The sequence below is a fragment of the Mycobacterium sp. 852002-50816_SCH5313054-b genome (assembly GCF_001667185.1).
GTDB lineage: Bacteria > Actinomycetota > Actinomycetes > Mycobacteriales > Mycobacteriaceae > Mycobacterium.
In genome coordinates this window covers 75644-99892 of record NZ_LZIC01000069.1, presented here as the reverse complement: position 1 = coordinate 99892, position 24249 = coordinate 75644, and the positions used below count along the sequence as shown (strand labels likewise).

Sequence of the window (24249 nt, the reverse complement as noted above, 5' to 3'; positions counted from 1 at the left end):
TTCATTCTCGGGGTGCAAGCACCAGCACGAGATTGCTGACCAGGAACTCGCGCAGCGCCGGCACGGAGGTCAGCCACCACGCCCATCGGGGGTGGTAGCGGGGAAATGCGGCCACCGCCGCGCCGGTGCTGGCGGCCCAGTCCAGGCCGTCGGCCGCCGACACCGCGAACAACGACGACCCGTAGTTGTTTTTGGCCGGATGGCCGTGCTTGCGGGCGTACCGCGCGGCCGCGCGGGCACCGCCGAGGTAGTGGGTCAGGCCCATCTCGTGGCCGCCGAACGGGCCCAGCCACACGGTGTAGGACAGCACGGCCAGCCCGCCCGGTCTGGTCACCCGCAGCATCTCGGCGCCGAGCTGCCAGGGCCGCGGCACGTGTTCGGCGACGTTGGACGACAGGCAGATGTCGACGGAGTCGTCGGCGAACGGCAGTGCCATGCCCGAGGCCCGGACGAACGTGCCCGGCTCACGCGCCAAAGCCGGCCCGGCCGCGTGCATCTCGCCGGGGTCGGGCTCCACGCCGAGGTAGCGGACCCCGGCGTCGGCGAACGCCGCCGCGAAATACCCGGGGCCGCCGCCGACGTCCAGCAGCGTGTGGCCGACGGGTGGTCCGCCATGGGCACCCCGCCACAGGTCGGTGACCATCGCCGCGGTGTCGGCCGCCAGCGCGCGGTAGAAGCGGGCCGGGTCGGAGCGTTCGTGGCGGAATTCCGACAGCAGCCGCACCGACCGGCGAAGCGTCGCGCGCCGCGCGAATACGTCGGTCACGCCCACGTGCCGCTCCTCGGGAGCCGGTCGCACTGGTCACATGTGTCACGCGAGTCCCTGCGCCGGGCGGTATGCCCTTTGCCCGGCTCACAGCGACAACTGGCTCGAGCCGTCAGTTGTCGCTGTGAGGTGGGCACGAAGGACATCCTTCCAGCCAGCGGCGGCTGTTACGGATGGGGCAAGGCCCGGCGGGGCGTCCTCGCGCCCGGCTAGGCTGACCAGTAATGTCTGCTCTCCGCTCCGTCCTGCTGCTGTGCTGGCGTGACACCGGGCACCCGCAGGGCGGCGGCAGCGAAGCCTACTTGCAGCGCGTCGGCGCTCAGCTGGCCGCCTCGGGAATAGCCGTCACGCTGCGCACCGCCCGCTATCCGGGCGCGCCGCGGCGCGAAGTGGTCGACGGGGTGCGCATCGACCGCGCCGGCGGCCGGTACTCGGTGTACGTCTGGGCGCTGCTGGCGATGGCCGCGTCGCGCATCGGGCTGGGGCCGCTGCGGCGCGCGCGGCCCGACGTGGTCGTCGATACCCAGAACGGCCTGCCGTTCCTGGCCCGGCTGGTGTACGGCCGCCGGGTGATGGTGCTGGTGCACCACTGCCATCGCGAGCAGTGGCCGGTGGCCGGGCCGGTGCTCGGCCGGATCGGCTGGTTTGTCGAGTCGCGGTTGTCGCCGCGGCTGAACCGCCGCAATCAGTACGTGACGGTGTCGCTCCCGTCGGCCCGTGATCTGGTCGCGCTCGGGGTTGCCAACCAGCAGATCGCGGTGGTGCGCAACGGCCTCGACGAGGCGCCGGTGCAATCGTTGTCGGGCCCGCGCTCGGCGGCGCCCAGGGTGGTGGTGCTGTCGCGGCTGGTGCCGCACAAGCAGATCGAGGACGCCCTGGAAGCCGTCGCGGCGCTGCGACCGCGCCTGCCGAACCTGCACCTCGACATCGTCGGCGACGGCTGGTGGCGCCAGCGGCTCGTCGACCACGCGCAACGGCTCGGCATGTCCGGCGCGGTGACCTTCCACGGCCACGTCGACGACGTCACCAAACACCATGTGCTGCAAAGCTCCTGGGTGCACGTGCTGCCGTCCCGCAAGGAGGGCTGGGGTCTGGCGGTGGTCGAGGCGGCCCAGCACGCGGTGCCCACCATCGGCTACCGCTCCTCGGGCGGCCTGTCCGACTCGATCGTCGACGGGGTGACCGGGATGCTGGTGGACAGCCAGGCCGAGCTGATGGATCGACTCGAACAATTGCTGTGCGATCCGGTGCTGCGTGACCAACTCGGTGTAAAGGCCCAGGCGCGTAGCGGGGAGTTCTCCTGGGTGCAAAGCGCCGACGCGATGCGCGGTGTGCTCGAAGCGGTGCACGCCGGCGAGTTCGTCAGCGGCGTCGTCTAACCCGGCACAGCACCGCCCCGGCGGCGCCCCCGAGCAGCATCGCCAGCCAGGCCAGGTGGGCGATCAGCGTCGCGGTGCGGCGGGCCGGCGAGGCGCCGGCGGCGTCGCCGCCGATCCGATAGAGCGCCAAGTCGTTGTCGCGGTAGGCCGGCCGCAGCGCGGCGAGGGTGCGCGCGGCCGCGCCCATGTCGCCGGCGCTGTCCGATTCGACGACCAGCCACCCGACGCCGGCCGGGGCCAGCGCGGCCGGATCGGGCCCGCTCAGCAGCAGGTCCTGCACCGCGCGGGCGCGGTCGCCCTCCCCGGGCACGACGGTTCCCGAGATGGCCAGGTCGCCGGTGCTCAGCACGTCGGCGCGCAGCCAGCGGGGCAGCGGATCCAGCACCGGCGCCGGGCCCGACCAGGAGAACCGTCGCATGGTGCCGGCCGGCAGCACCGCGACCGTCCGCGGATCGGAGTTGATCGCCGCCGCCACCGCGGCCCACCCGCGCGGGTAGCGCACGGGAGCGACCTTGCCCCACACACCCCACGCCAGGTCCGGCAGCGCCAGGATCAGCGCGAGGCAGCAGACCAGCGCCGCCACCGGCGGCCGCAACCACCGCCGCAACGTCACCACGGCGCCGGCACCGGCCAGCGTGTAGCCCGGCAGCGCCAGCGCCACCCACTTCTGCCCGTCGCGCAGCACGCCGAAGCCCGGCGCGGCGTCCACCAGCGCCCGCAGCGCGTGCAGACCCGGGCCCGTCGCCAGAAGGGCCGGCACCACCACGGACACCGCCGCCAGCGCCAACAGCGGCACCGCCGCGCGACGCACCACCACCGGCAGCCCGGCCGCCACCACCGCCAGCAGCACAACGGCCGACGACACCGCGAAAAGCGTTGCCCGCGAAGCGGGTACGGCCTCGCCGTTCCAGATGCCGCCGAGGCCGGCCAGGCTGGCCAGCGTGCCCAGGCCGGGCTCGGCCCGCGGCGCGAACGCGTCCACACCCAGCGCGGCTTGTGACCTCAACGACGAGCCCAACGCCGCGGCGGTCAGCCAGGGCAGCGCCGTCACCAGCGCGGCGCCCGAGGCCAAGGCGGCGCAGAGCCAGCGCGGGCGCCCCGCACCCGGGGCGGCGACGCAGACCAGCGCCACCGTCGCGGCGAGCAGCAGGCCGGTCGGGGTCAGCCCGGCCAGCGCGATCCAGAACACCAACCCAGACCAGCCCGACCCCGTAGACCGCAGCGTCAGCATCGCCGCCGCGACCCAGGGCAGGCAGCCGTAGCCGACCAGCAGGCTCCAGTGGCCCTGCAGAAGCCGTTCGGCGACATAGGGATTCCAGATCGCCAGCGTGCTGGCGACGAATTCGGCGGGGGTGCCCGCGCCGGGCAGCGCCACGGCGACCAGCCGGGCTGCGCCCCATCCCGCGAGCCACAACCCCGCCACGAGCAGCGCCTTCACCACGACGCCGCCGTCGACCACCTGCGAGGCCAGCGCCACCGCGAAATCCTGGGGCGTCGCCCGCGGCGCAGACGTCAGCCCGAGGGCAGCGTCGGATAGGTACGACCGCGGCGTCGACACCGCGTCGCGCAGGAGCAGGTATCCGGGCGCCAGGAGCGGCCCTACCACCAGGAGCGCCAGCAATAACGCGTACCCCGGCCGGGTCCAGCGCATCCGCGGAAGCTAGGCCCGTTCGGGCGGGCCGGGGGCTTCGGGTTGCCCGGCGTCGGGCGGGCGCGGCTCGGCCGGCTCGTCCGACTCCGGCGGGTCCGAACCGGGTGATTCGGGGTCTCCGGCCGGGCGCTGCGTGGGCAGCTTCTCGGTCTCGGCCTCGGCGCCGGGCACCGGTTCCTCGGGCCCGGTGCGACCGAAGAACTCCTGGTCGGACCGGTCCAGGCCCGGGTCGGTCAGCGCGCTCTCGGTGCGCAGGCTGAAGGCGGCGAGCACGCCGCCGCCGATCAGCGCGATCAGGCCGACCGCGGTGAACGTGATCGGCAGCACCCGCGACCACAGCGCCAGCCGGTCGCGCTCATCGCGCGCGGCGTTGACCTGGGACTCGATGGTGTCTTCGTTCGAGGTGACCTTGTAGTCGACCAGCGTCAGCTCCGGCTTGAGCGGATCGCGGGCGAAGTAGTGGTTGGCGTGCTCGGTCTCCTTGACGATGGTGCCCGACACCGGGTCCACCCAGAAGGTCCGCTGGGCCGCGTAGTAGCGGGTCATGGTGATCTGCTCGGCCGGATCGCCGCCCTGCACGCCCCACATCGCCGCCGACGTGGTCTGCTTGGCGTCCTCCTGGCCGGCCAGCAGCGACGGGTATGCGACGGGGGCCACCAGCTTGCCGTCGGCGTTGTAGCCGATGTTCTGGGTGAACCGGTAGGTGGTCAGGCCGTTGACGTCTTCCTGGGTGTCGTAGTTGACGTCGAACGGCTTCTGCGCGATCGGGTCGAAGTAGGGGTACGTCTTCTTCTCGGTGTGGAACGGGAACCGGTAGGACAGCCCGTCGTGCCGCAGCGACTGGGCGGTGGGTGGGTTCTCATCGTTGAAGGCGCGCGGCTTCTGCAACGAGCCGCCGGGGTGGGTGTCATCGGAGACGGCCATCGCGGTCTTGCGGTTGAGCGTGACGGTGTCGACCATCGCCAGCAACAGACCGCTGTCCTTTTGCTTGTCGGTACGGCGCAAAGAGGTGCCGACCTGCAGCGTGACGAGGTCGGCGTTGGCCGGGGATTCGACGCTGACCTGCTGCTGGGATACCAGCGGCACGTTCTGATTGACGACGAGGTGGTCGGTGGACAGCGACGCGGAGTCGAGCGCGGTTCCGTTGCCGTCGGAGACCAACGTGGCGTTGATGTCCAGCGGGATCTTGGTGATCCGGCTGCTGGTGTACGTCGACAGCAGCAGCGCGGCGATCAGCAGGGCGGCCCCGAGTCCGATGATCGCGCATGCGGCATAGCGCAACATGACTGCTCGATTCACGTTGCTGTGCCCTCCTAATGGATCCCCGCGTGGCAAACCCGTTCGACCCTAACAGCAGAATTTAAGGCCCCGGTTCACCAGCCCGTGCAGCCTCGCGCCGAATACCCGATTCGTCCGCTGCCACACGACAGGCACACTTGTGGTCGTGACCGAGGGCCAGCAGGTGGGAGGGATCCGCAGCTTCCTGCCCGCCGTGGAGGGGATGCGCGCGTGCGCGGCGATGGGCGTGGTCGTCACGCATGTCGCCTTCCAGACGGGGCACTCCACCGGCGCCGACGGCCGCCTGTTCGGGCGCTTCGACCTTGCCGTCGCGGTGTTCTTCGCGTTGTCGGGGTTCCTGTTGTGGCGCGGGCACGCGGCGGCGGCACGGGGGTTGGCGCCGCGGCCGCGCACCGGCCACTACCTGAGGTCCAGGGCGATTCGCATCATGCCGGCCTATGTGGTGGCCGTCGTCGTGATCCTCACCCTGCTGCCCGACTCCGATCACGCCAGCCCGACGGTGTGGTTGGCCAACCTGACGCTCACCCAGATCTATGTGCCGCTCACGCTGACCGGTGGCCTGACCCAGATGTGGAGCCTCTCCGTCGAGGTCGGCTTCTACCTGGCCCTGCCGGTGCTGGCGTTCCTGGCCCGCCGACTCCCGACGGCGGCGCGGGTGCCGGCGATCGCGTCGATGGCGGTGCTCAGCTTCGCCTGGGCCTGGGTGTCCGTGTTTCTGTTGGACAGCAGAACCTGGAACAACCCGCTGGACTGGCCGCCGGCGTTTTTCTCCTGGTTCGCCGCGGGCATGTTGCTGGCGGAATGGGTGCACAGTGGGGTCGGCTTCCCGCACCGCCTGGCGCGCCGGCGCGTGCCGATGGCCGTGATCGCGGTGGCGGCCTACCTGGTGGCGGCGTCCCCGCTGGCGGGGCCGGCGGGCCTGGCCGTCGGCAGCCCCGCCCAATTCGCGGTGAAGACGGCGATGGGCGCCCTGGTGGCCTTCGCGCTGGTCGCCCCGCTGGTGCTGGACCGGGCCGACACCGCACACCGGCTGCTGGGCAGCACGACCATGGTGACGTTGGGACGCTGGTCCTACGGCCTGTTCATCTGGCACCTGGCCGCGCTGGACATGGTGTTCCCCGTCCTCGGGGTCTTCGCGTTCACCGGCCGCATGCCCTCGGTACTGGTGTTGACGCTGATCTTCGGCTGGGCGATCGCCGCGGTCAGCTACGGCCTGGTCGAGTCGCCGTGCCGGGAGGCGCTGCGCCGCTGGGAGAAGCGGCACCAACCGATGGCCGAGCCTGCCGTCACAGACGCTGAGGCGGACTCAATCGCGCCATGACCTCCTCGCGCACCGCCGACCGCCGCGCCTTGCCCGCGTCGTCGCGCAACGGAGCCTCGACGAACTCGACGGTGTGCGGCACCTTGTATGACGAGAGGCGTTCGCGCAGAAAGCCTTTCACGCCGTCGTGGTCCAGCGTGGACCCGTCGGCCGCGTGCACCAGTGCGTAGGGCACCTGGCCCAGGTCCCCGGCGTTCGGGTCGGGCACGCCGACGACGAGGCAGGACAACACGTCCGGGTGCGCCGACAGCGCGTTTTCGATCTCGGCCGGATAGACGTTGCGGCCGCCGACGGTGAACATGTCGACCCGGCGATCCGACAGATACAAGAACCCGTCGCCGTCGAAATAGCCGAGGTCGCCCAGCGAGTCCCAGCCGTCGCGGCTGTTGGCCTGCATGCCGACGTAGCGGTAGGTCGGCGCGCTGCCGGGGGCGGGGCGCATGTAGATCTCGCCCACCACCCCGGGCGGACACGGATTGCCGTCGTCGTCGAGCACCTTCATCTCCCCGGCGACCACCACGCCGACCGAGCCGCGGTGGGTCAGCCACTGGTCACCGGAGATGAAGGTCAAGGCCTGTAATTCGGTGCCGCCGTACAGTTCCCAGACGACCTCGGGGCCCAGCAGGTTGATCCAGGCCTCCTTGATGGCCGGCGGACACGGCGCGCCCATGTGCCAGAACCGCCGAAGCGAGGACAGGTCGTAGGACGCCGGTTCGGCGTGGTAGACCGGCAGCGCCCGCTGCATGATCGTCGGGACCGTCGTCAGGAACGTGACGCGATGGTCGGTGATCAGCCGCAGGAACCGTTGCGGGTCGAACCGGCTCATCAGCACCAGGTGGTGGCGCATCAGCAGCGCGATCGTCGCGGTGGTGAAGCCGGTGTTGTGCGACAACGGGATCGGGACCAGGGTGGTGTCGCACTCCTGCGCGCCCAGCGGGTAGCCGACGGCCGCGGGTATCCGGCTGTCCCCGCCGGATTCGATGAGCTTGGGCCGCCCCGTGCTGCCGCCCGACCCCATCGCCTTCCACACCGGCGACACCGCTTCCGGCAATGCGGCGTCGGACAGGGCCGGGTCGGGGGTGAATCCCGCTGGCACGCTGGGTATTTCAGCACTATCCCGACCCACCAGCAGTGCGGGCGGACGCAGCTCGATCAGCCCCCGCAGCTCCGCGTCCGGTAGCCGGGCCGACAGCGGCTGGGGCACGGCGCCCAGCTTCCAGCACGCCACCGCGGCCTGAATCCACTCGACGGAGTTGGGCAGCACCATCGTCACGTAGTCGCCGACGCCGACGCCGCGCTCGGCGTAGGCCCGGGCCAGCCGGTTGGTCGACCGGTCGAGTTCGGCGCGGGTGAGGGTCAGCCCGTCGCAGGTGACCGCGGGCTCATCGGGGGCGAGGGCGGCCAGCGCCGAAATCTGGGAACCGATTGGTGCAACCGGCTCACTCATAAGCGCCCTGCCGCTCGAAGATGCGCCGCGGGTTGTCGACCAGCATGGTGTGCAACTGCTCGTCGGTGACGCCGCGTTCCTTGAGGGCGGGGATTACGTCGTTGTGGATGTGCAGGTAATGCCAATTCGGCGCGGCCACCGACAACAGGTCCTCGGGCAGCGCGTCGAAGTAGCAGTTCGCGTCGTGCGAGAGCACCATCTTGTCGGCGTGCCCGCGCTCGCACATCTGCGCCACGGTGTTGACCCGGTCCTCGAACGGCAGATACACGTCGATGCCGAACCGGTCCATCCCGATGTAGGAGCCGGCGGCGATGAGCTCCTCGAGGTACCCGAGGTCGGTGGTGTCGCCGGAATGGCCGATCACCACCCGGCTCAGGTCGACGCCCTCCTCTTCGAAGATGCGTTGCTGCTCGAGTCCGCGCCGCAGCCCCGCATGGGTGTGCGTGGAGATCGGCACCCCGGTGCGCTTGTGCGCCTGCGCGACCGCCCGCAGCACCCGCTCGACGCCCGGGGTGACGCCGGGCTCGTCGGTGGCGCATTTGAGGATGCCCGCCTTGACGCCGGTGTCCGCGATGCCCTCCTCGATGTCGCGCACAAACATGTCGGTCATGACCTCCGGGCCGTCCATCGCGGTGCCGGGCCCGAGGTAGTGGAAGCGGAACGGGACATCGTTGTACGTGTAAAGCCCGGTCGCCACAACGATATTCAGCTCGGTGGCCGCCGCGACGCGCGCGATGCGCGGGATGTAGCGGCCCAGCCCGATCACCGTGAGGTCGACGATGGTGTCCACCCCGCGGGCCTTGAGTTCGTTGAGCCGGGTGATGGCGTCGGCCACCCGCTGCTCCTCGTCGCCCCAGGCTTCGGGGTAGTTCAGGGCGATCTCGGTGGTCATGATGAACACGTGCTCGTGCATGAGCGTCACGCCGAGATCGGCGGTATCGATGGCGCCGCGAGCGGTATTGAGTTCTGGCACGGGACTGACTCTAAGGCGGATGGGCGGTTCACCAACAGGGCTGTGTGGGAGTACGTTGCCCCCATGTTGCTCAATCCCAACCGCCTGCAACGCCGCTACCCCGATGCCCGCTCGGGGGAGATCATGGCCGCGACCGTGGACTTCTTCGAGTCCCGCGGCAAGGCGCGACTGAAGTCCGACGACCACAACCGGGTCTGGTACTCCGACTTTCTGGACCACGTCGGGCGGGAACGCATCTTCGCCTCGCTGCTCACACCGTCCGAATACGGGGCGGACGACTGCCGCTGGGATACCTACCGGATCAGCGAATTCGCCGAGATCGTCGGTTTTTACGGGCTGAGCTACTGGTACCCGTTCCAGGTCACCGCGCTGGGCCTGGGCCCGATCTGGATGAGCGACAACGAGGACGCCAAGCGCAAGGCCGCCGCCCAGCTGGAGGCCGGCGAGGTGTTCGCCTTCGGGCTGTCCGAGCAGACCCACGGCGCCGACGTCTACCAGACCGACATGATTCTCACGCCATCGGAGCACGGCTGGACCGCGAGCGGCGAGAAGTACTACATCGGCAACGCCAACGTGGCCCGGATGGTCTCCACCTTCGGCAAGATCGAGGGCACCGACGAGTATGTCTTCTTCGCCGCCGACTCCCAGCATGACCGCTACGAACTGAAGAAGAACGTCGTCAACTCGCAGAACTTCGTCGCCAACTACGCGCTGCGCGACTACCCGGTCACCGAGGCCGACATGTTGCACCGCGGACCCGACGCGTTCCACGCCGCCCTCAACACCGTCAACGTCTGCAAGTACAACCTGGGCTGGGGCGCCATCGGCATGTGCACCCACGCCATGTACGAGGCGGTCACCCACGCGGCCAACCGCTACCTGTACGGGACCGTCGTCACCGACTTCACCCACGTGGGGCGGCTGCTCACCGACGCCTACGTGCGGCTGGTCGCCATGAAGCTGGTCGCCACCCGCGCGTGCGACTACATGCGCAGCGCGTCCGCGACCGACCGCCGCTACCTGCTCTACAGCCCGCTGACCAAGGCCAAGATCACCAGCGAGGGCGAGCGGGTGATCACCGCGTTGTGGGATGTCATCGCCGCCAAGGGAGTTGAGAAGGACACCTTCTTCGAGGCCGTCGCCCGCGAGATCGGCCTGCTGCCGCGGCTGGAGGGCACCGTCCACATCAACATCGGGCTGCTCGGAAAGTTCATGCCCAACTTCCTGTTCGCCCCCAACGCCGACTTGCCCGTCGTCGCGCGCCGCGACGACGCCGCCGACGACACGTTCCTGTTCGCCCAGGGGCCCACCGGGGGCCTGGGCAAGGTGCGGTTCGCGGACTGGCGCCCGCTGTTCGAGGCTTTCGCCCACCTGCCCAACGTCGCGCTGCTGCGCGAGCAGGTCGACGTGCTCACCGAGCTGCTGGCCAGCGCCACCCCGGATGCCGTGCAGCAGAAGGACATCGACTTCGCCTTTGCCGTGGGGCAGTTGTTCGCGACGGTGCCGTATGCCCAGCTCATTCTCGAGGAGGCGCTGTTGTCGGGAGTGGAGGAGGCGTTGCTCGACGGGATCTTCGCGGTGTTGGTGCGGGACTTCAACGGCTACGCCGTGGAACTCGGCGACAAACCCGCCACGACGGACGAGCAGGCCCGGCTGGCGATGCGGATGATTCGGCGCCCGGTCCACGACCCCGCGCGCTACGAGCAGATCTGGAAGGAACACGTGCTGCCGATCAACGGCGCCTACCAGATGCGGCCCTGAATCCGCGGCCCCGACTGTGCGGCAGGCCGCACGCCGGCCGAGCGTCCCTTGACTGTGACGTGGCTCACCGTAGAATGACCAGTGGTCATCGACGCTAGGAGGTCGCATTGCCGACGGTGACGTGGGCGCGGGTCGACCCCGCCCGCCGCGCGGCGGTGATCGAAGCCGCGGAGGACGAGTTCGGGGCGCACGGATTCTCCCGGGGCAGCCTCAACGTCATCGCCCGCCGGGCCGGGGTCGCCAAGGGCAGCCTGTTCCAGTACTTCGCGGACAAGCGCGACCTCTACGCGTACGTCACGGACGTCGCGAGCCAGCGGGTGCGCGCGTACATGGAGAAGCTGATCCACGACCTCGACCCGAGCCGGCCGTTCTTCGAACACCTCACCGACCTGCTCGACGGCTGGGTGGCCTATTACGCCGAGCATCCCCACGAGCGCGCCCTGCACGCCGCGGTGAGCCTGGAGGTCGACACCGAGGCCCGGATCAGCGTGCGCAGCGTCAGCAATCGCCATTACCTGGAGGTGCTGCGGCCGCTGGTGCGCGCCGCGCAGCTGCGCGGTGACCTGCGCGCCGAGGCGGACACCGACGCCCTGCTCTCGTTGCTGCTGATGATCTTTCCGCACCTGGCGCTGGCCCCCTACATGCGCGGCCTGGACCCGGTGCTGGGGCTCGACGACCCTACGCCCGAGCAGCCGGCGCTGGCCGTGCGTCGGCTCGTCGCCGTGCTGGCGGCGGCGTTCTCGGCACATTCCGCGAACTCCCCTGTCAGCCCAGACTCGAAAGTCTCCGAGGAGGTCACATGACACGCACACATTCGGGCTCGATGGTTGCGGGCGGACTCAACTGGAACAGCCTGCCGCTGAAGCTGTTCGCCGGTGGCAACGCCAAATTCTGGGATCCGGCCGACATCGACTTCTCCCGCGACCGCGCGGACTGGGAGAAGCTGACGGACGTCGAACGCCACTACGCCACCCGGCTGTGCGCCGAGTTCATCGCCGGCGAGGAGGCGGTGACCGAGGACATTCAGCCGTTCATGGCCGCGATGCGCGCCGAGGGGCGGCTCGGCGACGAGATGTACCTGACGCAGTTCGCGTTCGAAGAAGCCAAGCACGTCCAGGTGTTCCGCATGTGGCTCGACGCCGTCGGCATCACCGGCGACCTGCACGAATATCTCGACGACATCCCGACCTACCGGACGATCTTCTACGAGGAGCTGCCGGCCTGCCTGGGCGCGTTGTCGTCGGATCCGTCACCGGCCGCCCAGGTGCGGGCGTCGGTGACCTACAACCACATGGTCGAAGGCATGCTGGCGCTGACCGGCTATTTCGCCTGGCACAAGATCTGCGTGGAGCGCGGGATCCTTCCAGGCATGCAGGAACTGGTCCGGCGCATCGGCGACGACGAGCGACGCCACATGGCCTGGGGCACCTTCACCTGCCGGCGCCACGTCGCGGCCGACGACGCCAACTGGGGCGTCTTCGAAACACGGATGAACGAGCTCATGCCGCTCGGGCTGCGCCTCATCGAAGAGGGCTTCTCGCTCTACGACCCGATGCCCTTCGGCATTTCGACGGACGAGTTCATGCAGTACGCCGCCGACAAGGGGATGCGGCGGTTCGGCACCATCAGCAGTGCCCGCGGGCGGCCGCTCGGCGAGATCGACCTCGACTACTCGCCGCTGCAGCTCGAGGACACCTTCGCCGACGAGGACGAGAAGGCGCTGGCGGCCGTCTCCGCCTGAGGCGCCGAGTGTGGGCCCTAGGTACGAAAACCGCGAAGAATTCGTCCATGGGTCCCACGCTCGGCGGCCGGGGTCTGGCCCGTCACTCCACCTTGGTGCCGCTGCCCGCGTCACCGGTTTCGGCCGAGCCCACCCACACGGTCTTGGCGTTGCAGAACTCGCGGATCCCGAGGCCCGCGAGCTCGCGTCCGTAACCGGAGCGCTTGACGCCGCCGAACGGCAGCTCGGGGTAGGACACCGTCATCCCGTTGATGAAGACGGCGCCGGCCTCGATGTCGTCGATGAAGCGCTGCTGCTCGGCCTCGTCGGTGGTCCAGGCGTTGGAGCCCAGGCCGAAGGTGGTGGCGTTGGCGATCTCGATCGCCTCGTCGATGTTCTCGGCGCGGTAGATCGAGGCGACCGGCCCGAAGACCTCCTCGGTGTAGAGCGCCATGTCCTTGGTGATGTCGGTGATGACCGTGGGCGGGTAGAACCAGCCCGGGCGGTCCAGGCGCTCGCCGCCGCAGCGGATCACCGCGCCGGCCGCGGTCGCGTCCTCGACCTGCTTGGCGATCTCGTCCCGGCCCGACTCGGTGGCCAGCGGGCCGACGTCGGTGTCGGGGTCGGTGGGGTCGCCCACCCGCAGCGCCTTGACCCGTTCGACGAACTTGTCCACGAACGCGTCGTAGATGTCGGCGTGGGCGATGAAACGCTTTGCGGCGATGCAAGATTGGCCGTTGTTCTGCATCCGCGCTGTGACGGCGGTCTTGACCGCCTCGTCCAGGTCGGCCGAGGGCATCACGATGAAGGGGTCGCTGCCGCCGAGCTCGAGCACGGTGGGCTTGATCTCGTCGCCGGCGATGGCGCCGACGGACTGGCCGGCCGGCTCGCTGCCGGTCAGGGTGGCCGCGGCGACGCGGGGGTCGCGCAGGATGGTCTCCACGGCGCTGGACGGAACCAGCAGCGTCTGGAAGCAGCCCTCCGGGAACCCGCCGCGGGCGATGACGTCGGCGAGGTACAGCGCGGTCTGCGGCACGTTGGAGGCGTGCTTGAGGAGGCCGACGTTGCCGGCCATCAGCGCCGGCGCGGCGAACCGGACGGCCTGCCACAGCGGGAAGTTCCACGGCATCACGGCCAGCACCACGCCCAGCGGTTGGTAGCGGGTGTAGGCCCGCTTGGCGCCCACCTTTGCCGCGTCGGCGGGCTCGTCGGCCAGCAGCTGCTCGGCGTTCTCGGCATAGTAGCGAAAACCCTTGGCGCACTTGAGTGCTTCAGCCTTGGCCGAGGCCAGCGTCTTGCCCATCTCCAGGGTCATCATGGCCGCGGTCTCGTCAGCCTCGGCCTCCAGCAGGTCGGCGGTCGCGTTGGCCCACCCGGCGCGCTGGGCGTAGGTGGTGGAGTGGCGGTAATCCAGGAAGCGCTCGTGAGCGCGGGCGATCGCTGCTTGGACTTCGTCGTCGGTTGCCGGGGTGAAGGTCTTGACCGTCTCGCCGGTGGCCGGGTTGATCGTGGCGATGGGCACGCTGACATCCTTCGTCTGGTGGGGTGTAACTGGGTTTGTTAAGACGTCCACCTACCAGCCTGCCACTTCCGCGACTGTGATGGCTCGACGGCGGGTATGGACGCTACGAGCACGGCTACATTGAGCACCCGACGCTGGACCGAGCACCGGAAGAGGAATATGACCGACGACGACTTCAATCGGCGCAACATCGAGGAATTTCGTGCCAACCACGGACGGATCGGCGGACAGTTCGAGGGCGCCCCGGTCCTGTTGCTGCACACCATCGGCGCGCGCACTGGCGAGGAACGAGTGAGCCCGATGATGTACCTGCCCGACGGTGACCGCTACCTGGTCTTCGCCTCCGCGGCGGGAGCCGACCGCAACCCCGCCTGGTATTGGAACCTGGTTGCCAACCCCGATGCCGGCATCGAGGTGGGTGACGAGCACCTCGACGTGCACGCCGTCGAACTCACCGGCGCCGAACGCGACGAGAAATACGCCGAGCAAGCCAGGCGGTACCCCGGATTCGCGGAATACGAACGCAAGACGACCCGCACGATCCCCGTGCTCGCGCTGCTGCCGACGGGGCAACACCACGACTGAGGCAGCACGGGCGCCACTAGTGTGGCGACCAGGAGGTGCCGGATGAGCAAAGCGGCCGAGCTGATCGTCAAGTGCTTGGAGAACGAGGGGGTCGCGATAGTCTTCGGGGTGCCCGGCGAGGAGAACATTCGCTTGGTGCAGGCGCTCGCGTCCTCCGGCATCAGGTACGTACTCACCCGGCACGAGCAGGGCGCGTCGTTCATGGCGGAGATGTACGGGCGCGTCACCGGCCGGGCGGCGGTGGTGTCGGCCACCCTGGGCCCGGGCGCGATCAACATGCAACTCGGCGTCGCCGACGCCACCACCAACAGCACCCCGATGGTCGCGATCTCCGCGCAGGTGGGCCAGGACCGGGAGTTCAAGGAGTCGCACCAGTACGTCGACCTGGTGTCGATGTTCGCCCCGATCACGCGGTGGGCCGCCGGCATCCCGACCCCGCGGGCCATCCCCGAGATGGTCCGCAAGGCGTTCAAGGTCGCCGAGGCCGAGCGCCCGGCCGCGGTCTACCTGGCCGTGCCGGAGCACATCGATGCCGATGACGCCGACTACGACCTGACGCCGTTGCCCCGCAACGTGGTTCGACCCGACGCGCCGGCGCCCCGTCAGGTCGCGCGCGCCGTCGACATCCTGCGCCAGGCAAAGCGTCCGGTCGTGCTGGCCGGGCACGGCGCCGCCCGCGCCGACGCGACCAAGGCCCTGGTCCGCTTCGCCGAGGAGTTCGGCATCCAGGTCGCCAACACCTTCCACGGCAAGGGCGTGATGCCCGACGACCACCCCAACAGCATCGGCACGCTGGGCTTCATGCGGCACGACTACGTCAACTTCGGTTTCGACAACGCCGACGCCGTCATCGCCGTCGGCTACGAGCTGCAGGAGTTCGACCCGGTGCGGATCAATCCGCAGGCGGACAAGAGGATCATCCACATCCACCGCTTCCCCGCGGAGGTCGACGCGCACTACTCGGTCGACGTCGGGATCATCGGCGACATCAGCGATTCGCTCAACGCGCTCACCGACGCGCTGGCCGGCCACACCTTCGAACACGCCGCCGATGTGCCCGGCTCGGGCCTGCTGTCCGAGGAATTCGCCCGGGGACAAGAGGATTCGCGATACCCACTGGCGCCGGCCAGGCTGGTCGCCGACACCCGCGCGGCGCTCGGGCGCAGCGACGTGGTCCTGGTCGACACCGGCGCCACCAAGATGTGGATGGCCCGGCTTTATCCGACCTACGAGCGCAACACCTGCCTCATCTCAAACGGCTTGTCCACCATGGGTTTTGCGCTACCGGGCGCCCTCGGCGTCAAGCTGGCACGCCCCGAGGCCAAGGTGCTCGCCGTCGTGGGCGACGGCGCGTTCCTGATGAACTCCCAGGAAATCGAGACCGCCGTCCGGGAGCGGATACCTCTGGTGGTGCTGATCTGGGAGGACGGCGGCTACGGCCTGATCGAGTGGAAGATGGACCTCGAACTCGGGGAGCACTATTACGTCAAGTTCGGCAACCCCGACATCGTGAAGTACGCGGAAAGCTTCGGCGCCAAGGGATATCGGATCAACAGCGCCGACGAGCTGTTGCCGACGCTGCGGGCCGCCCTCGACGACGACGGGGTGTCCCTGATCTGCTGCCCGGTCGACTACTCCGAGAACCTCCGGCTGACAGACCGGCTCGGCGAGCTGGACGAGACGCTGTAAGCTCAGCGGCTTTGCAGGTCGGTCGCGTTGTCGAGCGCCATGGGCCGGACGTATCCGCCCACCAGCGCGCGATGCCACCACGCTCGATCCCGCCGCAACTCGGCGAACGTGGTGAACCGGTACTCATAGAGCTGCGCCCGCACATATCGCGGCGGCGCATCGGGGAACGGATTGTGGCGCAACAGGCGCAGTGTCGGCCGGTCGTTGCGCAGCAGCCGCTGCAGCAGGGGGACCAGCCACGGGTGGGCGTAGCCGGGCGAGATCGCGGCGAACCACATCAGCCAGTCCAGGCGCAGGTGATAGGGCGCCCATTGCCGGGGCAGCCGGTTCACTGCGCCGGGCTTACCCTTGAATTCGTACTCCTGCCAAGCGGTGTGCTGCGTGACCCGTTCGTCGTCGGTGCCCTCGATCACCACCTCGCGCCTGGTGCGCCCGATGCTGCCGAACGCCCCATAGGTGTTCACTAGGTGAAAGGGGTTGAAGGACATGTTCATTCGCTGGCGCGAGGACAGCATGTTGCGCACCGGCCAGTAGGTCAGGAACAGCACGGCGCCGGCGAACGCGATCACCAGGCTGGCGAACCACAGCGGCCGGGCGGCCCAAGCGGGGTGCGCGGAAAGGGGAAACAGCCTCGCCAGGGACGGATCGTCGATGGCGCTGCACGCCAGGAAGATCGTCACCCAGTTGAGCCAGGCGAAGTTGCCCGAAGCCACCAGCCACAGTTGGGTGATCACCACGATCGCCGCGGCCACGCTAGCGATCGGCTGCGGTGCGAACAACCCGAACGGCACGATGAGCTGAGCGAAATGGTTGCCCGCCACCTCGACCCGGTGCAGTGGCCTGGGCAGGTGATGGAAGAACCAGCTCAGCGGCCCCGGCATCGGCTGGGTCTCGTGGTGGTAGTACAGGCACGTCAGGTCGCGCCAGCACGGGTCGCCGCGCAGCTTGATCAGCCCGGCGCCGAACTCGACCCGGAACAGCAGCAGCCGCGCCAGCCACAGCGTCAGCACCGGCGGCGCGATCCGGTCGTTGCCGAGAAAGATCATCAGGAATCCGGCCTCCAGCAGCAACGACTCCCAACCGAAGCCGTACCAGGTCTGGCCGACGTTGACGATCGACAGGTAAAGCACCCACAGCGCCAGCCACGCCAGCATCGCGGCCCACAGCGGCACCAGGTCGGCCGCACCGGCGGCGACGGCTGCCGCCAGCGCCGCACCCAGCCAGCACACGCCCGCGAACAGCCGATCGGAGTAGCGCAGCTGGAAGAGGCTCGGCGCCCGCCAAAACGATTGCCTGGCCAAAAACCTTGGCACCGGCAGTATTCCGTGCTCGCCGATGAGCGCCCGGAACTGGAGCGCGGCGGCTACGAACGCGATCAGGTAGATGGCCGCAACGCCCCGCTGCAGGACCATCCGGCCCAGCCAGTATTCGGGTGCCGAAAGCCAATCCATGGTCGTCACGTATTACCAGTCAAGCAGCAGAAAAACCGGTAGCCAACACCTCGGCCGTCATTCGTTGCGCGGCCGCGCCCGGCGGCCCGGCACCGTCACGACCGAAGCGGCAAGTACGGCAAGCGAAATCAGCGCCAGCAGCTGCACGCTCGCCGCATGGCCGGCGTAACCGTCGACCGAGCGCCAGGGATGCCGCGACAGCACGGCCCCGGCCGCGATCAGCCCGCCGGCGCTGAGTACGACGGTCACGTCGTCGCGCCAGCGCTGCCGGTGGCGCAGCGCGTACCGCAGGCCCAGGGCGGCGCCGACCGCGATCGCCCCGACCACGCCCGCGACGAGCCCGCCGGTCACCAGCGCGGCGACCGCCGCCCAGCGACCCGACGCCCAGGGCCGTGCCGGCTCCTCGTCGGCGCGGCCCCGCCGGGTGCGCCACAGCGCGAGCGCGGCCAGCAGCGGCAGCAACGCCAGCCCGACCGCCAGGCCCGCCCGGTACAGCGAGTTGGACGCGAAGGTCAGCGTGATGGTGCCGGGGTCGCCCGCGGGCACCACCCAGCCCTGCTGCCAGCCGTTGACGGCGACGGGCGTCAACCGGGCGCCGGTGCTGGTGCGCGCCACCCAGCCGGGGTTGATGCTTTCGGGGATCACCAGCACCCGTGAGGTCGCCGCCGCCGGGGCCCGCACCTCGCGGCGGGCCGCGCCCCACGCCCCGGTCTTGGCGCCGGCCTGCGAGGCGGTGGTCAGGTCGTCGGCGGCCGGGGTCGACAGCCGGGCCCCGTCCACGACGAACTGGGCACCGGGGCTGACCAGCAGCTCCTGCTGGCCCGGCGGCAGCGCGATCGGGTCGCGCTCGCAGGGCAGCGCCGCGACCGGTTCGCCGTTCAGCAGCGCGCCCACGGTGGTGCGGATCGAGGTGTGCACGAACCGGCCCGCGACGGCGATCACCGGGCCACGGTCGCAGCCGACGGTGATCTCGCGCGATCGGTTGCGATCGGCATCGGCGGGCGTGATCGGCCGGCCGTCGGCGCCGAGAACCGCCACCTCGGCCAGCCCCGGCGGCTTGAGCTGATCGAAGCCCAGGGCGTTGCGGTCGATGATGTCTTCCCAGCCGAGCAGGCTGATGCTGACGGTGTCGGTCACCCGCGGTGCGAGCGACAGGGTCTGCGGCTCACCGGCTTTCAGCTCCCGGACCTGCGGGCCGTCGCCCAGGTTGACGGCCAGCAGCGTCGGGTGGGCCGGCAATGCCGACCGGCTGGGTGCCACGCGCAACCCGGCGACCTCCGCGGGCCGCGGCAGGGTGACCGTCAGCGTCGGCGGCGACTTGTGCTGCACCACCCGCTGCGGCGCGGTCCAAGCGGTGGCCGGGTCGCCGTCGGCGGCCGCGTATGCCGAGCCGAGGATATCCACCACGTCGGAATCGCCTTGTGCGCGAGTCGTATTCGGCTCGGCGATCAGATCGGCCAGCTTGGGTCCCTGCCGCGGGCGTACCCACACCGTCGGTGTCACCGACACCGGAGCCGCCACGGTCAGGGTGCGGCTGAAGTTGACGGGCTCTTCGGGCGCCAGCGCCATCGACGCCGCGCAGCGCACGCCGTCGGGCGCCTGGGCGCAACCCGGCCTGCCCAGCAGCTCCGAGCCCAGGTCCCAGCCCGCGATCGCCGAGCCCGGCGGCGGCCCCGGCACGCCCACGGTGTGCCGCAGATTGAGCGGGTGGGCGAATCCGGAGGCGTCGTACTGGGTGACCGTCAGATCGGTGATGCCGAACTGCACACCGGGGGAGCCGTCGTCGGTGCCGGCGGCGGTGACCCGCACCCATGGGGTTTCGCCGTACGGCAGCGCCGCCGCGAGCGGCTTGCCGGGCTCGTCGAACCGCAGGGTGGTGCTGCCGTTGGCGGTCTCGATCAGGATGCGGCGGACCTGGGCGCCGACGGCGGTCGCGCTGGGGGTGATGGTGATGGCGCCGTTGCTGATCGGGTGGTCGAAGTCCACCTGCAGCCACTGCCCGACGGCGGACTGCAGCGCGTTGGACACCCACGCGGTTGCCGAGTCGCCGTCGATCGCGGCGGCCGGGGAGGTGGCCGGTGCGACGTCGGGCATCGCGGTGGAATCCGACGACGAGCTCGACACCGTGATCCGGCCGCCGTTCCACGCGCCGGATACCAAATCGGCACCCGGGACCGGGTAGTCGGGGACGCGGTTGAAGGTGTGCCGGGCGTCGCCGGGCGCCCGGATCGCCGACGAATGGTGGTCGACGCGGCCGTAGTCGGTCTCGCGGTCCACCGGGGTGTCCGTCGCGGTGACCAGCGGCGCCGCCAGCCCGGCGCCGCGCGCGTCGTTTGTCATCAGCACCGGACCCAGCGGCGGTTGGCCCAGCAGCCGTCGCCGTTCGTCGAGGCGCAGCAGCGCCTCCGGCCCCCCGTCGACCCGGGCCATCCGGTCGGTGTCGACGAAATACGGCGCCCCCGGATCACCGGCGACGTCGACGCGGTAGATCTCCACCGCCGGGTAGCGCGGGCGCAGCCCGCCGTCGGCGACGAAGCCCGCCAGCGTGCCCGGACCCACCGGCGCGCCGAACTGTGCCACCTTCTGCAGTCGCGGCGAGCCCTCGACGGCGCGATGCACCAGGATCGGCCGCGCCGAGCGCGACGTCTCCGGGTCCAGGTCGTTGCGCAGCACGACATACGAAATACCTTGCCGCGCAAGGGTATCGGCCAGTGCGGCCGAGGGCCGTCCGGCCGCGAACAGGCGTTGCACCGAATCCAGTGCCCGGATGGTCTGCGGCGGGGTCAACGGGATGGAGTCACGCACCCCCCACGGGCTGCTGCCGAGCACCTGCAACGGCTCGTCGTGGCTGGTGCCCCAGACCTGGGTGGCGAACGGCGCGCCGGGGACCACCAGCACACGCCCCGGAGCGGGGGAGCCGGTGTTGTGCTCGCTGAGCCAGTCGGCGGCCTCGTGCCAGTACGGCGGTATCGCGCGGAACGCGCCCGGCGGGGTGAGCCGGCCGGTCCACGCCAGCGAGGTGCTGACCGCCAGGGCCGTGAGGACCACGACCGTCACCGCCACCCGCTTGTCGCGCTCCGGGTGGGCGAACGCGTGCAGCCACACCGACCTCGGCGCGCTGCCGGGCAGCGCGACCCGGCCCAGCAGCTGCGCGATGCCCAGCACCAGCGGAATCCGGACCACCGACCCCAGCTTGTGCACGTTGCGCAGCGGCGCGCCGGCGGCGTCCAGGAACACCTGGATGTCATGGGCCAGCGGCGAGCCCAGGCCGCCGCTGTAGCCGACGGCCATCAACGCCACCCCGACCAGCAGCATCGTCACCAGCCGGCCCCGCGCCGGCATCCCGGGACTGGCCAGCCCGGCCAGCCCCGCCGCCGCGACCAGGCAGGTGCCCAGGATGGCCGCCGACCCGGTGACCAGCGGCGCGCCGGCGGTGGCGGTGGGCGCCACGTACGGGGTCCAGCTGTCGGTGCCGCGCAGGATCTCCGTCAGCGACGACCATTGCGTCGTCACGCCGGAGGATTCGATGAAGTCCAGGAACGGCGGACTGACGTGGCGCAGACACACCAGCGCCACGACCCACCAGAGCATGGCCAGGCACAGGGCCAGCGCCCACCACGCGGTGTAGCGCCACCACAGCCGATTGGGCCGGTGGCACGCCCACCAGATCACCGCGGGCAGGCAACCGGTCAGCGTGGCGATGGCGTTGACCGCGCCCATCAGCGCGACGGCCAGCCCGGCCTGCGCGGCCAGCGCCCGCACCGATTTGTCGGTCGAAGCCCGCAGCGCAAGGATCGTCGGCAACAACACCCACGGCGCCAGCATCATCGGCAGGGTCTCCGACGAGATCGAACCGAGCGTGGTCAGCACCCGCGGCGACAGCGCGAACGCCGCCGCGCCGAGCACCCGCGACGTCGGGCTGCCGATTCCGAGCGTCTCGGCCACCCGCAGCAACCCCCAGAACCCGACGGTGAGCAGCAACGCCCACCACAGTCGCTGTGTCATCCACCCCGGCACCCCCACCAGATGGCCGACCAGAAAGAAGGTGCCGTGCGGAAACAGGTAGCCGTAGGCCTGATTCTGCGACTGGCCGAAGGGCAGGTCGCTGTTCCACAGGTTGGTCGCGCGGGCCAGGAAGCGCAGCGGGTTGGCGGTGAGGTCGAGCTTGGTGTCGGGGGAGATCTGCCCGGGCGACTGCGCGAACGTCAGCGCCAGCGAGACGGCGCCGACCAGCAGCAGCCAGCGGCGGGATAGCGGCGCGGCCGGGGCTTCTTCCGCGGGCTCGGCCCGCGCTGCCTCTGCCGAGCGGCTAGCTACGGTTGCCGTACTCGACCCGGTTGAGCACTGACGACTGCGGATCGCCCCCGGGGAGTGGCGGCTTCGTGTCCTGCTGGACCATCAATGTGATCCCGAAGATCGCGGCCGCGCCCAGCAACAGACCAACCACCACGCTCGCGGCGGCGGGCGCAATGATCCGGTTCAACATGGCTCCTTTGGGTGACGTCCGACCTAGGGCCAACCTAGCAGAACGGCCGCCGGCGGCCGGGCCGGCAAATCACGGCCACGGCACGCAATGGGCATGCCAGCAGCGAGAGCCGTAATCCACCAGATACGGCCCGGTGGGGCTCCGCGTGACCGGTGCGGTCCGGGCGGGCACCCTGGTGTGGTCCTCGAGGGCAAGCGTGACGCCGACGGTCGCCGCGGCACCGATCATCAGCCCCGCGGCGATGCTCGCCGCGGCCGCCAACGAAACCCCCGCCATCGCCGGCTCCTCCCTGCCAGGCAAATGCTCTGGCCAACGTACCGCTGATGCCCCCTGGAGCCCGGGACGAAACGCCAAGCGTGACAACATGGCCCGATGGCATTCCCCCGGACCCTGGCCGTGCTCGCCGTCGCAGCAGCGCTGGTTGCCGGCTGCGGCCACCACGGCGCGCGGGCGCCGGGCGCCGCGACCGGCAAGCCGGCTGCGGTCCCCGCGCCGCCGGTGTGCGCCGACCCGACGGCCGTCCCGGCCGCCCTGTCCACCCGCGACAAGCTGGCGCAGCTGCTGATGGTCGGCGTGAAGGACGCCGGCGACGCGCGGGCCGTGGTCAACGGCTATCACGTCGGCGGCATCTTCATCGGTGGCTGGACGGACCTGTCGATCCTCAAGGGCCCGCTGGCCGACATCGCGCGCAGCGCGGGTCCGCTGCCGCTGGCGATCGGCATCGACGAGGAAGGTGGCCGGGTGTCGCGGTTGAAGTCGCTGATCGGGACGGCCCCGTCGGCCCGGGTGCTGGCCCAGAAGCAAACGCCCCAGCAGGTCCACGACCTGGCGGCCGACCGCGGCAAGAAGATGCGCGACCTGGGCATCACCATCGACTTCGCCCCGGACGTCGACGTCAGCGACGAGCCCGACGACGCCGTGATCGGGGACCGGTCGTTCAGCGCGAACCCGGACACCGTAACCGCCTACGCCGGGGCCTACGCGCAGGGCCTGCGCGACGCCGGCCTGCTGCCGGTCCTCAAGCATTTCCCCGGCCACGGGCACGGCTCCGGCGACTCGCACACCGGGGGCGTGGTGACCCCTCCGCTGAGCGAGCTGCAGAACGTCGACCTGGTGCCGTTCCGCACGCTGGTGACGGCGACGCCGGTCGCCGTGATGGTGGGTCACCTGCAGGTTCCCGGGCTGACCGGCGACGAGCCGGCCAGCCTGAGCCGGGCCGCGGTCCAACTGCTGCGCACCGGCACCGGCTATAACGCCCCGCCCTTCAACGGCCCGGTGTTCAGCGACGACGTGTCCAGCATGGCCGCGATCTCCGACCGCTACACCGTGCCGGAGGCGGTGCTGCGCACCCTGCAGGCCGGCACCGACGTCGCGCTGTGGGTCACCACCGACGAGGTGCCCGCCGTCCTGGACCGCCTGCAAAAGGCGGTCGATTCGGGCGAGCTGCCCATGGCGGCGGTCAACGACTCGGTGGTGCGGGTGGCGACCATGAAGGGCACCAATCGAACATGTGGCCACTAACGCGACGCATCCTCGTTACCCTGTAGCCAGATAGGCGGGCCAGAAGGGTGCAGCGATGGCGGGTGGTACCAAGCGGCTACCCCGTGCCGTCCGCGAACAGCAGATGCTCGACGCCGCCGTGCAGATGTTCTCGGTCAACGGCTACCACGAGACCTCGATGGATGCCATCGCCGCCGAGGCGGAGATCTCCAAGCCGATGCTGTATCTGTACTACGGCTCCAAGGAGGACCTGTTCGGCGCCTGCCTGGATCGCGAGCTGGGGCGGTTCGTCGACGCGGTGCGCGCCGACATCAACTTCGATCAAAGCCCAAAGGACTTGCTGGGCAACGCTATCGGGTCGTTCATGCGCTACATCGACGCCAACCGCGCGTCCTGGATCGTGATGTACGCCCAGGCCATCAACTCGCAGGCGTTTGCGCACACGGTGCGTGAAGGGCGTGAGCAAATCATCGAACTGGTCGCCGAGCTGATGCGCGCCGGCAGCCGCACCCCGCGGTCGGACGCCGAGTATCAGATGATGGCGGTGGCGCTGGTGGGCGCGGGCGAGGCGATGGCCAACCGCCTGTCCACCGGAGACATCGGCGTCGACGAGGCCGCCGAACTGATGATCGACCTGTTCTGGCACGGTCTTCGGGGCACGCCGGAGGACCGGGAAGCCGCCGCGGCCGGGTAGCCCCT

18 protein-coding genes and 1 pseudogene are annotated in these 24249 nt (G+C 70.2%); 9 read left to right on the top strand and 10 right to left on the bottom strand.

Annotated elements, in window-relative coordinates:
* Position 1 precedes the first annotated feature (1 nt).
* Positions 2-772 (bottom strand): class I SAM-dependent methyltransferase, encoded by a 771-nt coding sequence (locus A5787_RS15380; protein ID WP_066968392.1) that lies wholly within the window; start codon positions 770-772, stop codon positions 2-4.
* 218 nt (positions 773-990) lie between these two features.
* On the opposite strand from A5787_RS15380, the gene A5787_RS15375 reads away from it, so the two are divergent.
* Positions 991-2145: a glycosyltransferase family 4 protein gene (locus A5787_RS15375; RefSeq protein ID WP_066968390.1), complete on the top strand. Its 1155-nt coding sequence runs from the start codon at positions 991-993 to the stop codon at positions 2143-2145.
* Here A5787_RS15375 and A5787_RS15370 read toward each other — a convergent pair.
* Complete coding sequence (locus A5787_RS15370) at positions 2129-3796, bottom strand: hypothetical protein (protein ID WP_066968387.1); 1668 nt, start codon at positions 3794-3796, stop codon at positions 2129-2131. The genes A5787_RS15375 and A5787_RS15370 overlap by 17 nt on opposite strands.
* A gap of 9 nt (positions 3797-3805) precedes the next feature.
* Positions 3806-5095 carry a DUF3068 domain-containing protein gene (locus A5787_RS15365; RefSeq protein WP_197507149.1) on the bottom strand — a complete coding sequence of 430 codons (1290 nt, stop codon included), beginning with the start codon at positions 5093-5095 and terminating at the stop codon, positions 3806-3808.
* 84 nt (positions 5096-5179) lie between these two features.
* Between A5787_RS15365 and A5787_RS15360 the strand changes: the two are divergent.
* A pseudogene (locus A5787_RS15360) lies at positions 5180-6416 on the top strand (acyltransferase family protein).
* Here A5787_RS15360 and A5787_RS15355 read toward each other — a convergent pair.
* Both A5787_RS15355 and A5787_RS15350 read right to left on the bottom strand, forming a co-directional pair.
* The gene (locus A5787_RS15355; RefSeq protein ID WP_066968381.1) at positions 6382-7863 is read right to left on the bottom strand and encodes an AMP-binding protein; all 1482 of its coding nucleotides are present in this window, start codon (positions 7861-7863) and stop codon (positions 6382-6384) included. The pseudogene A5787_RS15360 and the gene A5787_RS15355 sit on opposite strands and share 35 nt — an antisense overlap.
* Positions 7856-8836 carry a phosphotriesterase gene (locus A5787_RS15350; protein WP_066968379.1) on the bottom strand — a complete coding sequence of 327 codons (981 nt, stop codon included), beginning with the start codon at positions 8834-8836 and terminating at the stop codon, positions 7856-7858. The genes A5787_RS15355 and A5787_RS15350 overlap by 8 nt, the downstream gene beginning before the upstream one ends.
* Before the next feature lie 63 nt (positions 8837-8899).
* Here A5787_RS15350 and A5787_RS15345 point away from each other — a divergent pair, with 63 nt between their 5' ends.
* From A5787_RS15345 to A5787_RS15335, 3 genes are all read left to right on the top strand, one after another.
* The gene (locus tag A5787_RS15345) at positions 8900-10597 is read left to right on the top strand and encodes an acyl-CoA dehydrogenase family protein (protein WP_066968376.1); all 1698 of its coding nucleotides are present in this window, start codon (positions 8900-8902) and stop codon (positions 10595-10597) included.
* A 107-nt stretch (positions 10598-10704) separates the two neighbouring features.
* Complete coding sequence (locus A5787_RS15340) at positions 10705-11400, top strand: TetR/AcrR family transcriptional regulator (RefSeq protein WP_066968374.1); 696 nt, start codon at positions 10705-10707, stop codon at positions 11398-11400.
* Positions 11397-12338, top strand: a complete 942-nt coding sequence (locus tag A5787_RS15335; RefSeq protein ID WP_066968372.1) for a R2-like ligand-binding oxidase — start codon at positions 11397-11399, stop codon at positions 12336-12338. Before A5787_RS15340 ends, A5787_RS15335 begins: the two co-directional genes overlap by 4 nt.
* A gap of 82 nt (positions 12339-12420) precedes the next feature.
* On the opposite strand, the gene A5787_RS15330 is transcribed toward A5787_RS15335, so the two are convergent.
* A complete protein-coding gene (locus A5787_RS15330; protein WP_066968369.1) occupies positions 12421-13839 on the bottom strand; it encodes an NADP-dependent succinic semialdehyde dehydrogenase in 1419 nt (472 codons plus the stop codon).
* Between the two features lie 159 nt (positions 13840-13998).
* Here A5787_RS15330 and A5787_RS15325 point away from each other — a divergent pair, with 159 nt between their 5' ends.
* Together A5787_RS15325 and A5787_RS15320 are read left to right on the top strand one after the other, a co-directional pair.
* Positions 13999-14424, top strand: coding sequence for a nitroreductase family deazaflavin-dependent oxidoreductase (locus A5787_RS15325; RefSeq protein ID WP_066968367.1), 426 nt, complete (start codon positions 13999-14001; stop codon positions 14422-14424).
* A gap of 42 nt (positions 14425-14466) precedes the next feature.
* Entirely contained in the window at positions 14467-16113 is a 1647-nt protein-coding gene (locus A5787_RS15320; protein ID WP_066968365.1) for an acetolactate synthase large subunit, read from the top strand.
* Between the two features lie 2 nt (positions 16114-16115).
* Here A5787_RS15320 and A5787_RS15315 read toward each other — a convergent pair whose 3' ends face one another.
* The 4 genes from A5787_RS15315 to A5787_RS15300 form a co-directional block, all read right to left on the bottom strand.
* On the bottom strand, positions 16116-17564 hold the full coding sequence (locus tag A5787_RS15315) for a lipase maturation factor family protein (RefSeq protein ID WP_066968363.1): 1449 nt from the start codon (positions 17562-17564) through the stop codon (positions 16116-16118).
* Between the two features lie 57 nt (positions 17565-17621).
* Entirely contained in the window at positions 17622-21803 is a 4182-nt protein-coding gene (locus tag A5787_RS15310) for an alpha-(1->3)-arabinofuranosyltransferase family protein (protein WP_066968361.1), read from the bottom strand.
* A gap of 70 nt (positions 21804-21873) precedes the next feature.
* Positions 21874-22047 (bottom strand): DUF2613 domain-containing protein, encoded by a 174-nt coding sequence (locus A5787_RS15305; RefSeq protein WP_065443914.1) that lies wholly within the window; start codon positions 22045-22047, stop codon positions 21874-21876.
* A 72-nt stretch (positions 22048-22119) separates the two neighbouring features.
* Positions 22120-22326, bottom strand: coding sequence for a DUF2613 family protein (locus A5787_RS15300; protein ID WP_066968358.1), 207 nt, complete (start codon positions 22324-22326; stop codon positions 22120-22122).
* A gap of 96 nt (positions 22327-22422) precedes the next feature.
* Between A5787_RS15300 and A5787_RS15295 the strand changes: the two genes are divergently transcribed.
* Complete coding sequence (locus tag A5787_RS15295) at positions 22423-23571, top strand: glycoside hydrolase family 3 N-terminal domain-containing protein (RefSeq protein WP_066968356.1); 1149 nt, start codon at positions 22423-22425, stop codon at positions 23569-23571.
* Between the two features lie 55 nt (positions 23572-23626).
* On the top strand, positions 23627-24244 hold the full coding sequence (locus A5787_RS15290; RefSeq protein WP_066968354.1) for a TetR/AcrR family transcriptional regulator: 618 nt from the start codon (positions 23627-23629) through the stop codon (positions 24242-24244).
* Positions 24245-24249 lie beyond the last annotated feature (5 nt).

Bases quoted from the DNA above. Each gene is read 5' to 3' on its own strand.
- A5787_RS15370 (WP_066968387.1), bottom strand. From the start codon at position 3,796: ATGCGCTGGACCCGGCCGGGGTACGCGTTATTGCTGGCGCTCCTGGTG.
- A5787_RS15335 (WP_066968372.1), top strand. From the start codon at position 11,397: ATGACACGCACACATTCGGGCTCGATGGTTGCGGGCGGACTCAACTGG.
- A5787_RS15355 (WP_066968381.1), bottom strand. From the start codon at position 7,863: ATGAGTGAGCCGGTTGCACCAATCGGTTCCCAGATTTCGGCGCTGGCC.
- A5787_RS15295 (WP_066968356.1), top strand. From the start codon at position 22,423: ATGGCATTCCCCCGGACCCTGGCCGTGCTCGCCGTCGCAGCAGCGCTG.
- A5787_RS15375 (WP_066968390.1), top strand. From the start codon at position 991: ATGTCTGCTCTCCGCTCCGTCCTGCTGCTGTGCTGGCGTGACACCGGG.
- A5787_RS15320 (WP_066968365.1), top strand. From the start codon at position 14,467: ATGAGCAAAGCGGCCGAGCTGATCGTCAAGTGCTTGGAGAACGAGGGG.
- A5787_RS15345 (WP_066968376.1), top strand. From the start codon at position 8,900: ATGTTGCTCAATCCCAACCGCCTGCAACGCCGCTACCCCGATGCCCGC.
- A5787_RS15315 (WP_066968363.1), bottom strand. From the start codon at position 17,564: ATGGATTGGCTTTCGGCACCCGAATACTGGCTGGGCCGGATGGTCCTG.
- A5787_RS15325 (WP_066968367.1), top strand. From the start codon at position 13,999: ATGACCGACGACGACTTCAATCGGCGCAACATCGAGGAATTTCGTGCC.
- A5787_RS15300 (WP_066968358.1), bottom strand. From the start codon at position 22,326: ATGGCGGGGGTTTCGTTGGCGGCCGCGGCGAGCATCGCCGCGGGGCTG.
- A5787_RS15290 (WP_066968354.1), top strand. From the start codon at position 23,627: ATGGCGGGTGGTACCAAGCGGCTACCCCGTGCCGTCCGCGAACAGCAG.